Source organism: Idiomarina sp. A28L (genome assembly GCF_000218785.1).
In the GTDB taxonomy this organism is placed as follows: domain Bacteria; phylum Pseudomonadota; class Gammaproteobacteria; order Enterobacterales; family Alteromonadaceae; genus Aliidiomarina.
Window position 1 is genome coordinate 301,031 of sequence record NZ_AFPO01000021.1, and the last position, 14,385, is coordinate 315,415.

The following is a 14,385-nucleotide window of genomic DNA, read 5'->3' on the forward strand; positions in this document are numbered from 1 at the left end:
ATTTTGCAAAAGTTATTCGCTCTCTGGCTCTTTCCAACCAATAGCGATACCAGTGTCGTAACGTAAATCTGCGTAGGCCACCGCCTTATCGCTTTCTTTCTTTATTAACGGATACAAATCTAAAAACCGCTGAATCCTTTCTAACCGGGCTTCCCGCCCCAACTGCAACTCAATTCCGTTATCGAGCCACAAGCGAACTGAAAAACGTTCACTTAAGGTAATGCGGGTAATGGCATAATCATGAATTGCGAGTAATTCCGAAATTCGCTGATACTGCCTTAACACCTCATCTTCGGCCTCTTCCGGGCCAGAAAAATGTGGCACCGTTCCGGCTATTAATTCAGGGCTTGCGATAAACACTTCCCCATACCGGTTCATTACCTTCTCTTCATTCCAAATACCAACCGGCTCTTGTTCCACTAGAAACACCCGCAACCGTTGTGGCCATTCTTTTCGAACTGAAGCCGAATAAACCCATGGCAACGCCTCAATTCGATTGCGAATCTCATCTACATCGGCGGTAAAAAAGCTACCTACCTCGCCAGCGATAATCGCATTTAATACTTCATTATCCTCAGTGTATAAGCGCTCACCTTGAATAATTACGCCCTCTAATGGCACTTGCTCTGCATCGGTTATCCAAGCGAGCAACTTATAGCTCCCCATCAAAAAGCCCAGCACGATTACAATAAATACTGCAACCCCAGCAATGAACTCCCAACGGTTTGGCGTATCAGTTGCCTCGGTTGCTTTAACCGCCGCTGCCGCCACTTCAAGCGTCCAACGTTGTAGCCAAAATCTGTAGCACTAAAGCAGGAAATGAAATTCCCACTTGCTTTGCAGCCATTGGCACCAAACTTTTCGCTGTCATTCCAGGTACGGTGTTGAGTTCCAGCAACTGCAATTGGCCATTACTATTCATCATCATGTCTACCCGGCCCCAGCCTTCACAACCAACCGCTTTAAAAGCCGCTACCGCTAAATCTCTTACTTGTTTTTCCTGCTCATCAGAAAGCTCAGCCGGACAAATATACTGGGTGGTATTATCTTGATACTTAGCCGCGTAATCATAAAACGCATGGGGTGTTTGCACTTTAATTGCTGGTAATGCCTCACCAGCCAATACCGCAACCGTGTATTCCGGGCCACTTAACCAAGTTTCTACCAACATATCGCCATCAAATCGCGCGGCTTCTTTTAGTGCTACTGCTAGTTCATCTGCTGTATGCGCCATGCCCATACCAATGCTACTGCCTTCATGTGCTGGTTTAACCATCACTTTGCCGCCCAAACGGGCCAACAAAGCTGCACAATCTACCGTGCTTAATTCGCTTGCGGTTATCGTAGCAGCCGCTGCAGTAGGCAAACCCATACCGTGCCACAATGCTTTGGTTTTGCTTTTATCCATTGTTAATGCACAGGCCAAAATACCGCTACCGGTGTAGGGAATACCGAGCACTTCTAATACCGCTTGTACTTGGCCATCTTCGCCACCGCGGCCATGCAAGGCGATAAATGCGCGATTAACGTTTAGGCTCACGAGTTCAAGCAAAGGTTGCTCAGCCGGATCAAACAAAAACGCATCCACACCCTGTTCGCAAAGCGCCTGCAATACAGCTGCGCCAGAGCGCAAAGAAACTTCCCGCTCTGCCGAATTACCACCTGCTAATACCGCTACTTTGCCAAACTGCTTCATTTTGCTACTCCAAACTGCTGCATACGCGCTTTATCTAACTGCAACTCATTCAAAATTTTGGCTAATCCACCCACATTACCCGCGCCTTGGGTAAGCACAATATCACCCGGCTGGAGTAATTCAGCAAGGCGTTCTGGTAGTTGATCCACTTCTTTCACGTACACCGGATCAACTTTGCCACGTTGCCGAATTGAACGGCACAGCGCTCGGCTATCAGCATTCGGCACCGGCTCCTCACCTGCGCCGTAAACTTCTAGCATAATCAAGGCATCAACTTCGCTTAATACATCAACAAAATCTTCGTATAAATCACGGGTACGGCTGTAACGATGTGGTTGAAAGCACATTACTAAACGCCGCTCTGGCCAACCCGCTTTTGTAGCTTTAATCGTAGCTGCTACTTCTGATGGGTGGTGGCCGTAATCATCCACCAACAACACATCACCATCATCGCAAGCGAAGCTACCATATTGTTGAAAACGCCGGCCAATGCCCTCAAATTTCGCTAGAGCTGCCATAATAGCCGCATCTTCAATGCCTTCATCGGTAGCTACCGCAATCGCTGCCAATGCGTTAAGCGCATTGTGTTTACCCGGTAAATTCAATTCGATAGCTAAAGGTTCCATACCTTTACGTAACACTACGAAGTTGCAATGATTCCCAGTTTGTTGGTATTCACTTGCACGCACATCGGCATGTTCAGAAAAACCATAGGTGGTGATTTGCCGGCCAACGCGGGTTAACAAACCTGCAATAGTTGGATCATCAACACACATTACCGCCAAGCCGTAAAACGGCAAGTTGTGCAAAAACTCGATATAAGTATCTTGCATGCGGTTGAAATCACCTTCGTAGGTGTCCATGTGATCCGCTTCAATATTCGTTACTACTGCTACCATCGGCTGCAAATGTAAAAACGACGCATCACTTTCATCGGCTTCGGCGATCAAGTATTTGCTGCTACCCAAACGCGCGTTTGTGCCTGCACTATTTAGCAAACCGCCAATCACGAAAGTTGGATCGAGATCCGCTTCGGCGAAGATGCTCGCGATTAAGCTCGTGGTTGTGGTTTTGCCATGGGTGCCGGAAATCGCAATACCATGGCGAAAACGCATAAGCTCCGCCAGCATTTCCGCTCGGCGCACTACCGGAATCAAAAGTTTACGAGCCGCTACTAACTCAGGGTTATTCGCTTTGATTGCGGTAGAAACCACAATCACATTTGCGCTGCTAACATTTTCCGCGCTGTGGCCAATCGCAACTTCTGCGCCCAAACCACGTAATCGCAAGGTGCTCGGGTTTTCTGCAATATCAGAACCCGATACGTGGTAACCCTGATTAAGCAATACCTCGGCAATACCCGCCATACCCGCGCCGCCAATACCCACAAAGTGGATTCGGCGCACTCGGCGCATTTCCGGTACCGTTACAATGGTAAATGCTTGTTCTTTGGCTACTGTCATAAATCGTTTGGTTCCGTTTTTTTATCGTGTACTACTTTAGCCGTATTCACCGGCGCTAAAAATTCATTACAAACTGCTACAATGCGGTTCAACGCATCGATTTGTGCACTCTTCTTGGCGGCAAGTTGCATATTGATTAGCAACTCTGGTTGCGCCAACAACTGCTCAATTTGTTTTACTAGCCATGCTTCGGTTAAATCTTTTTGCTGCACTAATATTGCCGCACCCACATCACTTAATGCCTTTGCATTCTCAGTTTGGTGATCATCAACCGCATATGGATATGGCACTAAAATCGCTGGCTTACCTGCCGCACTTAATTCCGCAACGGTTAAGGCGCCCGCTCGGCATATTACGATATCGGCCCATGCATAAGCTGCGGCCATATCGGTAATAAACTCTGCAACATCAACCTCTACTGCGCTGCCTGTTGCCGCTTTTGCGTAAGCTTGCTGTACGCCAGCTACATTGCCTTTACCTACCTGATGGCGAACCATTACTGTGCGCTGCTGTTGATCGTTATGTAACTGGCTTAATGCCGCTGGCACGCATGTGTTTAAATACGCTGCACCTAAACTACCGCCAACAATTAGTACCTTTAACTCAGCACCTAACTGCCGCGTTGGCTGTGTATGCAAAGCAGCAATTTCACTGCGAACAGGGTTGCCAACAACCTCAGCTTTCGGCAGATATTTATTGGCCCCCGAAAAACCGAGCAGCGTACGCGTTGCAAAGCGTTCAAGCAACCGATTTGTTAAGCCAGGAACCGCATTCTGCTCATGTATAACTAATGGAATTCCCTTGCTCCAAGCAGCTACTCCAGCAGGGCCCGCGGTATAGCCGCCAAAGCCTAAAACTAAATCGATTTTTTCCTTTACCAATAATTTTCGGCATACCCAAATGCTCTTACCTAAACGAAACGGTGCGGCCAACAAATTCAACTTACTTTTTCCACGCAACGCTTGCTGCCGCATACCAATAAAACGAAACCCATTCGCCGGAACAACCTCAGCTTCCATTCGATCTGTTGTGCCTAGCCAGGTTATATCATGGCCTTCGGCTGCTAATACTTTAGCTACAGCAAGTGCCGGAAAAACATGGCCACCAGTGCCACCGGCGCTAATTAGAATATGGCTCATTAAACACCCCCACGCGCTTTACGCCGCGCCCTTTGTGGTGCTTGCTGTGCAGCTTCGCCAGCCGAACGCGCTAAGCGGTAACCGGTGCGCACTTCGTAATCAATACGCAACAACAGCGCAACGGCTGCCATAGTAATAATTAAGCTACTGCCACCATAACTGAGGAGTGGCAACGTTAATCCTTTAGTGGGAATCAAGCCCGAAGCCGCCCCCACGTTTACACCCACTTGGAATGCAAACCAAATACCAATGCCTTGCGCCATATAACCGGAAAACGGACGCTTTTGCCGCAGTGCTCGCTGCCCTAACAACAAGGCTTTGATAACCACCACAAAACTAATGGCAATTACCGCGAGCACACCGATAAACCCAAGCTCTTCACCAATCACTGATAAAATAAAATCAGTATGCGCTTCTGGCAGATACTGTAATTTCTGCACGCTATTGCCTAGCCCTTGGCCAAACCAATCACCACGGCCGAATGCCATTAACGATTGAGTAAGCTGATAACCACTATTGAAAGGGTCATCCCATGGGTCCATAAAACTTGCTACCCGCGCCATACGATAAGGTTCAAACATAATCAGTAGCACAAATGCCACTAGCAAAGTGATCACCAGCGAAATGAACTGAATCATTTTCGCGCCAGCTATCCACAACATCCCTACAGCGGTTACACCAAGTACAATTACCGAGCCCAAATCTGGTTGCATCAGCAACAAAATGGTTAATATTCCCAGCACAAACAACGCTTTGATAAAGCCCCGCCAGTTTTTCCGTACTTCATCGTAACGGCGATCTAAATAGCTGGCTAAATAGATTACAAAAAACAGTTTTGCCAGCTCCGCTACTTGCAACGTGAGCGGGCCTACTTTTAACCATCGAGTAGCACCGTTAACTGTGTGCCCTGCAAAAAGCACAACTACTAACAGTAACAACGCTAATAAACATAAAGTGCCGCTAAATTGCTGCCATTTTGCCACCGGTATCATGGTTACAATTACCGCAGTGCAAGTGCCCAACACCAAATAGATACTGTGGCGAATCACAAAATGAAACGGATTACCGGTTAACCGCTCGCCTACTGGCAACGAAGCTGAAGCTACCATTACCAAGCCAAATGCAATAAGCACAATGGCCAACCAAAGTAACTGGCGATCATACAGCTGATAGGTTGTTGAGCCTTGAAACAACCCAGTAAACTGCTGCCACAAGTTGTTTTGAGCGCGAATTTCGAGTTCGAGTTGTGGTTCAGCTGAGCGCATACCAAGCCTCCACCGCTTCTCGGAATTTCTGCCCACGCTCGGCGTAGTTTTTGAACATGTCTAAGCTAGCGCAAGCGGGTGAAAGCAACACTACGCTGTTTTCCGTTGCTTCTTTAGCTGCATACGCCACGGCTTCGTTTAAGCTATGTACTTTGCGGCTGCGTGTTTTTTGTTCTGCAATTTTATCGCCATCACGGCCCAAGGTTATCAGTATATCTACTTGCGCTAAGGAATCTTTCAATACTGAAAGATCAGCCCCTTTCGCATCACCGCCGGCAATAAGAATTAATTTACCCTTTGCACTTGCACGTATACCTTCAATCGCCGCAATAGTAGCGCCCGGGTTAGTGGCTTTGCTATCGTCGATCCAGCGCACTTTTTCGAATTCACCCACCAACTCACAACGGTGCGGCAGTGATTTATAACCTGCTAGCCCGGCAACTGCTTCGGCAAGATTCACCCCTAGCGCTTGTGCCAATGCAACAGCAACTTGGACATTTAACAAGTTGTGGGTGCCTTGAATAGGTAACTCACTCTCTTTAATAAAAGGTTTATTAGCGTAAGTGAGTGCTAACTCATCTTTTACTGTAGTAATACCGAAATCTTTTGCTGCATCTGTGCTACCAAAGCTAATCAGCTGCATACCTTGACGCCGAAATAGCGGCTTAGTTTTAGTATCATCGCGATTCCAAACACACAATTTTGTGTGCTGATAAATGCGGTGTTTTGCTCGCTCATAACCGCGCTCATCATCGTAACGATCGAGGTGGTCAGAACTGATATTTAAAATTGTAGCGGCTGTTAATTGCAGTGAATTCACCAGCTCCAACTGAAAGCTAGATAGCTCTAATACATAGCAATCTGCTTTTTTCGCGCCAGGCAACAGGCTATCTAACACTGGCGTGCCAATGTTACCTGCCGCTACTGCATTGATACCGCATTGGCGCAATATATGGGTAGTAAGCTCAACCACTGTTGATTTCCCGTTTGATCCGGTAACACCAACAACTGGAACTTCAACTTCCCATGCAAACAGCTCAATATCGGAAATCATTTCTACGCCAGCATCTGCCGCCATTTGTAACAAACTATCTCGCCGATCAATTCCAGGGCTTACCAGCAGCAAATCAGATTGCAATAGATGTTCGAGCTGCAACGGCCCAAAATAGGTTTCACACTGAGCCGCTACATCGGCAGCATCGATCAAGCCCGGTGGTTCCTTGCGGGTATCTAAAACAATAGGTGTGATGCCTAACGATAACAAATAGCGCGCACACGAAACGCCAGTTAGGCCGAAACCCAATACTGTAATCGTGGTTAAATCGCGCAAATGTCGTTGCATCAAATTATCCTTAACGTAACTTCAATGTGGCTAAACCGATAACCACCAAAATGAGTGAAATAATCCAGAAGCGCACAATCACGCGCGGTTCCGGCCAACCTTTTAATTCGTAATGATGATGAATAGGTGCCATTCGAAAAATACGTTTTCCACGCATTTTGTAAGAGCCCACTTGTAGCAACACCGATACCGTTTCCATTACAAACACACCGCCCATAATGAACAACACAAGCTCTTGGCGTACCAAAATAGCGATTACCCCAAGCACTGCACCCAAGGCTAAAGAACCTACATCACCCATAAATACTTGCGCTGGATAAGTGTTGAACCACAAGAAGCCTAAACCAGCACCCACAATAGCAGCGCACACTACGGTTAGCTCAGCAGCCTCGGGAATATAGGGAATCTGTAAATAGCTGGAAAAGTTCACATTACCCGTTACATATGCAAACACACCCAATGCGCCCGCCACCATTACCGTTGGCATAATTGCCAAGCCATCTAGGCCATCGGTTAAATTCACTGCATTACTGGTACCCACAATAACGAAGTAAGCTAATAGCATGTACATTGCGCCTAATTGTGGCATTACATCTTTTACAAATGGTATCAACAGCTGCGTTTCCACCGGCTGCTTGGCGCTCCAAAACAAATAAACGGCTACGGTTCCCGCTAACACCGATTGCCAAAAATACTTCCAGCGCGCAATTAAGCCATTTGGATCTTTACGCACCACTTTGCGGTAATCATCTACCAAACCAATAATCCCGAAACCGGTAAGCGTAAGTAGCGTTACCCAAACATAACGGTTGGTTAAATCCGCCCACAATAAACCCGCAATCAATATACTGAACAGAATCATAATGCCGCCCATGGTGGGCGTGCCTGATTTGCTCAAATGACTTTGCGGGCCATCATCACGAACGGTTTGGCCAATTTGCAACAACTGCAAACGGCGAATTAATCGTGGCCCCATCCACAAGGAGATAAACAGCGCGGTGAGAACGCCCATAATGGTACGCATCGTAAGATACGAAAAGACATTGAAGCCTGTGGCAACGTTTGTTTGTAAGTATTCTGCCAGCCAAACTAACATGCTGCTTTTCCTCGCGAATCGGGTTGTAAATCTTCAGTTATAAGAGATTCCACAATGCGTTCCATACGCGAGCTACGTGATCCTTTCACCAGTATCGTGATCTCGGAAGTTTGCTGAACCAATTCCAGCAACGCCGTTACTAAACTTTCAACGCTATCGAAGTGCCGGCCACCATGGCCGTTAAAAATTTCACTGGCACTTTGGCTCAAAACACCAAGAGTAAACAAACCATCGATACCGGCGGTAATTGCGTGTGCGCCAACTTCTTCGTGGTAGGCGCGAGCTTGGGTTCCTAGTTCACCCATATCACCGAACACAAAAATGCGCTTACCCGGCAAACTAGCCAGCACATCAATGGCAGCTTTTGCCGAACCAACATTGGCATTATAGGTATCATCGATAATCCGCACTCCGGAACGCGGATTATGCACATTCATGCGCCCCGGAACTGCTACCATGCTGGTAAATCCACCTACTATTTCAGCCAATGGCAGGCCTAACGACTGGCAAATAGCCACCGCAGCGAGCGCATTTTTAACGTTGTGTTTACCTGGCAATGTTAATTTTACATCACGCACTTTTTCGCCTGCAGGCGCACTTACATGCAAATCAAATTGCGCGCAGCCATCGCTATCAAGACGAATGTTGCTAGCGGAAATATCAGCGGTTTGCGCATCTAGCCCGAAGGTGAGGTGTTTCTGGCCCACTAAATCACGCTGCCAGTGCTCATGAAAATCAGAATCGGCATTGGTAATGGCAATACCATCTGCTGGTAAGCCACGAAATATTTCGCTTTTCGCTTTAGCAACACCGCAAACATCGCCAAAACCTTCCACATGTGCGGGCGCTATGTTGTTAATAAGAGCCACATCGGGCTTTACTAAACTCGTGGTATAAGCAATTTCACCACGGTGATTCGCACCCAATTCAAACACACCATAAGTATGCGCGTGGGTAAGCGATAATAATGTTAATGGCACACCGATATCGTTATTAAAGTTACCCTGAGTGGCTAACACTTCACCGCTTACACTTGGCGCTTGGCGAAGGATAGCAGCAACCATTTCTTTCACTGTGGTTTTGCCACTACTGCCTGTAATTGCCACGCTTTTCGGCGCTACTTCAGCTTTTACCGCTGCGGCTAATAAACCCAAAGCTGCATGTGTATCAGCAACTAAAATTTGCGCAACATCACAATCAAGCGGGCGCGAACAAATAATAGCTATGGCCCCTGCTTCTGCTACCGCATCGGCGTAATCATGAGCATCATGATTCGGGCCTTTTAATGCCACAAATAGATCTTCCGGTTGTACTTTTCGGCTATCAATCACCACATCACCTTTTACCAAGTGCTGCGCTAAGCACGAGCCTGGTAAAAGCGCTTCACCACTTGCGCCTTGTAATGTGCCATTGGTTTTCTGTGCAACCCACTCTAGAGATACCGGAATCATTGGCCACCCCCAAGAATTTCAGCAACCAGTGCACGTTCATCATAATCGTGAACTTTCGTGCCAATAACTTGATACGTTTCATGCCCTTTCCCTGCGCACACCACAACATCGTTTTTATTTGCATTTTCAATTGTTTGCCGTACCGCTTTTGCTCGGCCTGGTAACGCGGTATGCACGGAACCGCTTGGCATTCCGCTAATAATGTCTTGAATTATGGCTTCCGGCGCTTCGGTACGGGGGTTATCATCGGTAACCACCGTGTGATCTGCCAACCGCGCAGCCACTTCACCCATTTGCGGACGTTTACCCCGATCGCGATCGCCACCACAACCAAACACGCACCAAAGTTTGCCAGTGCAATGCCGGCGCGCCGCTAATAAAACTTGCTCAAGAGCATCTGGGGTATGGGCGTAATCTACTAAAACTAATGGCTTATTCTCAGCCATAAAGGTTTCCATGCGGCCCGCAACTGATTGCAGTTGCGGCACTAAAGCAGCGGCAAAGGTTAAGCTAAAGCCACTTGCCAGTGGGCTTAACAGCGCTGCCAGTAAATTAGCAACATTGAAATCACCCAATAACGGGCTCACTACGGAAATTTGTTGCTCGTGCCAATGCAGCAGCATTCTTGTACCGCTGTTTGTGTAGCTAATATCGCTTGCTACAAGAGTATTCTTTTGGCCAATTCTACTGCTATCCATGCTATACCAATGATCATCGGCTGTGCCCCATGCTGCAACGATGGCATCATCAGCATTGAAAATTCGCACGCGCGCTGGAAAATCAGTAAATAGGCGTGCTTTTGCGGCAATATAGCTTTCCATACTACCGTGATAATCAAGATGATCACGGGTTACATTAGTGGCAATCAACGTATCGAAATGCAGTGCTTCAACTCGTGCCTGTACTAAGGCATGAGAGGAAACTTCCATAGCAGCTGTTTTCGCTCCTTCAGCCACAAAGCTTGCTAACCGTTGCTGTACAGTAACCGCATCGGGCGTGGTGTTGGTTTCCGGCAATAACACTGGCAACACGCCGCTGCCCAATGTTCCTAACACAGCCGCAGTGGGTTCTAATTGTTGCCATAGCTGCGCTACTAAATGGCTCACGGTAGTTTTGCCGTTCGTGCCAGTAACTCCAATTAAACGAATTTGAATATCAGGTTGCTGATAAAAACGACCGGCAATATGCGAAACTTCTGTGGCTAGCTTAGGCACGCCAATAAGTGGCACGCCTTCAAGTTCACCGTGGGTCCATTCATCCATATCGGCCAACACTACACTGGCGCCAGCAGCAATTGCTGATTGAATATAATCTCGGCCATCAACTTCAGCGCCCGGCACGGCAATAAATGCATCGCCAGTGGCTATTTTGCGGCTATCCAGTTTCAAACCGCTAACGGCTAAATCTGGCAACGGGAACGGACAATCTGGAAGTAAAGCGGCTAATGAGATCATTGCCCACCTCCAAATCCGGCCACACGTAACTCGCGGCCATTTAAATTATCTGGCGCTACATTCAAGATACGCATCGTTTCTTCCGCAATTGCTGAAAATACTGGCGCCGCTACAGTGCCGCCGTGATAGCTATCACCCGCAGGTTCATTAATCATTACTGCAATTGCAACGCGCGGGCGGCTGGCTGGCAGTACACCAGCGAATAAACCTACATACTCATCGCCATACCCCCCGGCAACGGCTTTACGGGTTGTTCCAGTTTTACCAGCTACACGATAACCGGAAACGCGGGCTCGGGTACCAGTGCCACCTTCCTCAGCTACCGCTTCCATTAACTGCAATACTTGCCGCGAAATTTCTCGGCTGAATACTTGTCGGCCTTGATGTGGCTCATCTAGTTTCAAAATCGATAGCGGCTGGCGATTTCCGCCATTGCCCAAAATCGCATACATTTGCGCCAGTTGCAGCGTGGTTACGCTAATGCCGTAACCATAAGAAAGCGCGGCAACTTCAAAATCCGACCAGCGATTCCGATGCTGGAACATACCCATGCTCTCGCCCAGCATATTAATACCGGTATCAGAGCCGAAACCAGCCATGCTGTATAGATCTAAAAAATCTTCAAGCTCGAGATCCAAAGCTAATCGCGAGGTACCAACGTTGCTTGAGTGTGCCAAAATACCGGATAAATCAAGCTCACCGTAATTTCGAGCATCTTGCACTCGGCGGCCACCCACGCGCATCCAGCCTGGGCTGGTGTTTAGTTTGCTATCAATCGTTACAGAGCCTGAAGCCAACGCACCGAGAACTACTAAAGGTTTCACCGTTGAGCCGGGCTCAAAGCTATCGGTTATAGCCCGGTTACGCATTTGGTGTGCTTGCACGCCTGATCGGTTGTTTGGGTTGTACGAAGGGTTATTCACCATGGCTAACACTTCGCCAGTTTGCACATCAACCACAACCACTGAGCCTGAACTGGCTTGGTGATAACGCACAGCTTTCGCCAGTTCCCGGTAAGCAACCGATTGAATTCGCTGATCTATACTCAGGGTTAAATTTTGTGGCTGTTCAGAAGCCGTTATTTCTAGCTCTTCAATCAATCGGCCTTGGCCATCTTTCCGGTAGCGGCGCTGCCCGGGTGTTCCGGTTAATATATCGTTGTAAACCGATTCCACACCATCGAGGCCTTCGGCATCAATGTTGGTAATGCCAACAACGTGCGCTGCAATTTCACCGCCCGGATAAAAGCGCCGTGATTCTTCCTTCAAACCCACTCCAGGAATACGTAAATCGCGAATATAATTAGCTACCGCTGGGGTAATCATGCGCTCAAGATACACAAACCGGCGTTCTGGATTTTCAACTTTACTTAATAATTGCTCTGGCGTGGTATTCAACACATCGGCCATAGCTTGCCACCGGCGTGTATCAGTGTAGCCACCGCGATCATGCACCACTTTTGGGTCGGCCCAAATGGTGTGTACCGGCACGCTAACCGCCAACTCAACGCCGTTACGATCGGTAATGTTGCCCCGTTGAACGCGATCTTGCGCTACTCGAATAGAGCGTAAATCACCTTCGTAACGTAAACGATCAGGCTCAATTACTTGGATGTAAGCCGCGCGTGCAACCAACGATACAAAGCCTAAACAGATGCATACCAGCAAGAACATGAAGCGTCCTGGTAGTGGCTCTGGGCGCAGTATTTTTTCATTGCGTTTTACCGCCATGGTACTAATACCTCCTGCGCTTCAGTGGGCCGCTGCATACCAAGCTCGCGTTGTGCCAGCGATTCAATACGGTTATGCGAACTCAATGTTGTTTGTTCAATCACTAAATGGCGATATTCAACATCTATCGCATCGCGATACTTGAGTAGCTCTTCGCGTTCAGCAAGTAATTCACGATTCAAATGCGTTAGATAAACTGTTAACAAAGCACTACCTAAAGCCACTACTAACCACACCAATAGGCCGCGATACTGCTTTATATCCGCAAGGATAATCTGCAGTAGGGCTTGGTGTGCATCAAAGCGCTTTAAATCGAGCTTCTTCATCATTACGCCTCATCCTCGTGGGATAAACGTTCGGCAATACGCAACACGCTGCTACGTGCACGTGGATTTTCATTCAGTTCTTTTTGACTTGGTTTAATAGCCTTACCAATTGAAATCAATGTTCGGTTATCTTCAATTTGGTCATCTCTAAGCGGCAACCCTGCAGGCACTTGTGCGCGGCGGCTTTGCTCACGGATAAACTGTTTCGCAATGCGGTCTTCTAAACTATGAAAACTAATAACTGCTAAGCGGCCACCCGGCATTAACGCATCAAGCGCTGCCACCAATGCCTCGCGAACTTCATCTAATTCACGATTCACATGAATTCGAATTGCTTGAAACACCCGGGTTGCTGGATGTTTTTGCTTTTCTCGACTCGGATTTACTTTCGCAATTAAATTCGCCAACTCGGAAGTACGGGTAAATTGGTTATCTTGCCGATACTCAATAATTGCTCGAGCGATTCGCGCTGCGTATTTTTCTTCGCCATACGTGCGAAACACATAACAAAGCGAATCCATATCCGCGTGTGCCAGCCAATCAGCCGCTGATTCACCTACTGAAGGGTCCATGCGCATATCTAAGGGCCCATCACGCATAAAACTAAAACCTCGATCGGCATCGTCTAACTGTGGGGAAGAAACGCCAAGATCGAATAAGATACCGGCCACGCGGCCGTTAAGTTGCTGCGCTGAAATAATTTCTGCGAGTTTTGAGAAAGGAGTGTGGAAAAACTGAAAACGTGGATCATCAGAAAGGGCTTCAGCTGCCTTTGCCGCGGTGGGGTCGCGATCAAACGCAATAAGTTTACCGGCCGGCCCCAATTGTTGCAGGATAGCTCGGCTATGACCGCCGCGCCCGAAGGTCGCGTCGATGTATATTTGGTCCGGTTGGATCGCTAACGCTGAAATCGACTCGGTTAGCAACACCGGTACGTGGAGCGGTGTATGCGTCATTATAATGAGAAATCTTGTAGTCGATCAGTTAATGTGAAATCACCAGCCTGTTCTGCAGCAATATCGTCTGCAACCTGCTGCTGCCATACTTCTTCATCCCAAATCTCAAACTTATTTAACTGACCAACAAGCATCAGTTTTTTTGTGAGATTTGCAAATTGACGTAACGGCGGAGCGATGAGGAGGCGACCGTTTTTATCCATATCGCAATCTTCTGCATAGCCGAGCAACAAACGTTGCAAACGGCGCTCTACTGGGTTCATCGAGGAGAGGCTAGCAAGCTTCTGTTCAATCACTTGCCACTCGTGAAGCGGGTATAACAAAAGGCAAGGCTGCTTGTTATCAACAGTGCAGACCATTTTGCCTTCGCATTCCAATGACAAAAGGTTACGATACCGCGCTGGTATCGCTAGGCGACCTTTATCATCAAGACTTATACTCGTTGCTCCACGAAACATAGTTTTTTA

Annotated in this window: 13 protein-coding genes; all 13 read right to left on the reverse strand. The window is 47.7% G+C overall.

Translation table 11 applies throughout. The features are described from left to right. Positions 1–12: 12 nt before the first annotated feature. From A28LD_RS09250 to mraZ, 13 genes are read right to left on the reverse strand one after another with little or no spacing between them, the layout of a single operon-like run. Entirely contained in the window at positions 13–771 is a 759-nt protein-coding gene (locus A28LD_RS09250; RefSeq protein WP_007420819.1) for a cell division protein FtsQ/DivIB, read from the reverse strand. A gap of 1 nt (position 772) precedes the next feature. Then, on the reverse strand, positions 773–1,696 hold the full coding sequence (locus A28LD_RS09255; protein ID WP_007420820.1) for a D-alanine--D-alanine ligase: 924 nt from the start codon (positions 1,694–1,696) through the stop codon (positions 773–775). Beyond that, positions 1,693–3,159 (reverse strand): UDP-N-acetylmuramate--L-alanine ligase, encoded by a 1,467-nt coding sequence (gene murC, locus A28LD_RS09260; protein ID WP_007420821.1) that lies wholly within the window; start codon positions 3,157–3,159, stop codon positions 1,693–1,695. Before murC ends, A28LD_RS09255 begins: the two co-directional genes overlap by 4 nt. Beyond that, the gene (gene murG, locus A28LD_RS09265) at positions 3,156–4,298 is read right to left on the reverse strand and encodes an undecaprenyldiphospho-muramoylpentapeptide beta-N-acetylglucosaminyltransferase (protein ID WP_007420822.1); all 1,143 of its coding nucleotides are present in this window, start codon (positions 4,296–4,298) and stop codon (positions 3,156–3,158) included. Before murG ends, murC begins: the two co-directional genes overlap by 4 nt. Beyond that, on the reverse strand, positions 4,298–5,563 hold the full coding sequence (gene ftsW / locus A28LD_RS09270; protein WP_007420823.1) for a cell division protein FtsW: 1,266 nt from the start codon (positions 5,561–5,563) through the stop codon (positions 4,298–4,300). Before ftsW ends, murG begins: the two co-directional genes overlap by 1 nt. Beyond that, the gene (gene murD, locus A28LD_RS09275; RefSeq protein ID WP_007420824.1) at positions 5,550–6,905 is read right to left on the reverse strand and encodes a UDP-N-acetylmuramoyl-L-alanine--D-glutamate ligase; all 1,356 of its coding nucleotides are present in this window, start codon (positions 6,903–6,905) and stop codon (positions 5,550–5,552) included. The genes ftsW and murD overlap by 14 nt, the downstream gene beginning before the upstream one ends. A 10-nt stretch (positions 6,906–6,915) precedes the next feature. Next, positions 6,916–8,001 carry a phospho-N-acetylmuramoyl-pentapeptide-transferase gene (gene mraY / locus A28LD_RS09280; protein WP_007420825.1) on the reverse strand — a complete coding sequence of 362 codons (1,086 nt, stop codon included), beginning with the start codon at positions 7,999–8,001 and terminating at the stop codon, positions 6,916–6,918. Next, complete coding sequence (locus A28LD_RS09285; RefSeq protein ID WP_007420826.1) at positions 7,995–9,452, reverse strand: UDP-N-acetylmuramoyl-tripeptide--D-alanyl-D-alanine ligase; 1,458 nt, start codon at positions 9,450–9,452, stop codon at positions 7,995–7,997. The genes mraY and A28LD_RS09285 overlap by 7 nt, the downstream gene beginning before the upstream one ends. Beyond that, the gene (gene murE, locus A28LD_RS09290) at positions 9,449–10,906 is read right to left on the reverse strand and encodes a UDP-N-acetylmuramoyl-L-alanyl-D-glutamate--2,6-diaminopimelate ligase (RefSeq protein WP_007420827.1); all 1,458 of its coding nucleotides are present in this window, start codon (positions 10,904–10,906) and stop codon (positions 9,449–9,451) included. Before murE ends, A28LD_RS09285 begins: the two co-directional genes overlap by 4 nt. Next, complete coding sequence (locus tag A28LD_RS09295; RefSeq protein ID WP_007420828.1) at positions 10,903–12,636, reverse strand: peptidoglycan glycosyltransferase FtsI; 1,734 nt, start codon at positions 12,634–12,636, stop codon at positions 10,903–10,905. The genes murE and A28LD_RS09295 overlap by 4 nt, the downstream gene beginning before the upstream one ends. Continuing rightward, the gene (ftsL, locus tag A28LD_RS09300) at positions 12,627–12,965 is read right to left on the reverse strand and encodes a cell division protein FtsL (RefSeq protein WP_007420829.1); all 339 of its coding nucleotides are present in this window, start codon (positions 12,963–12,965) and stop codon (positions 12,627–12,629) included. Before ftsL ends, A28LD_RS09295 begins: the two co-directional genes overlap by 10 nt. Then, positions 12,965–13,918 (reverse strand): 16S rRNA (cytosine(1402)-N(4))-methyltransferase RsmH, encoded by a 954-nt coding sequence (gene rsmH, locus A28LD_RS09305; protein ID WP_007420830.1) that lies wholly within the window; start codon positions 13,916–13,918, stop codon positions 12,965–12,967. The genes ftsL and rsmH overlap by 1 nt, the downstream gene beginning before the upstream one ends. After that, positions 13,918–14,376: a division/cell wall cluster transcriptional repressor MraZ gene (gene mraZ / locus A28LD_RS09310; protein WP_007420831.1), complete on the reverse strand. Its 459-nt coding sequence runs from the start codon at positions 14,374–14,376 to the stop codon at positions 13,918–13,920. The genes rsmH and mraZ overlap by 1 nt, the downstream gene beginning before the upstream one ends. Positions 14,377–14,385: the final 9 nt, after the last annotated feature.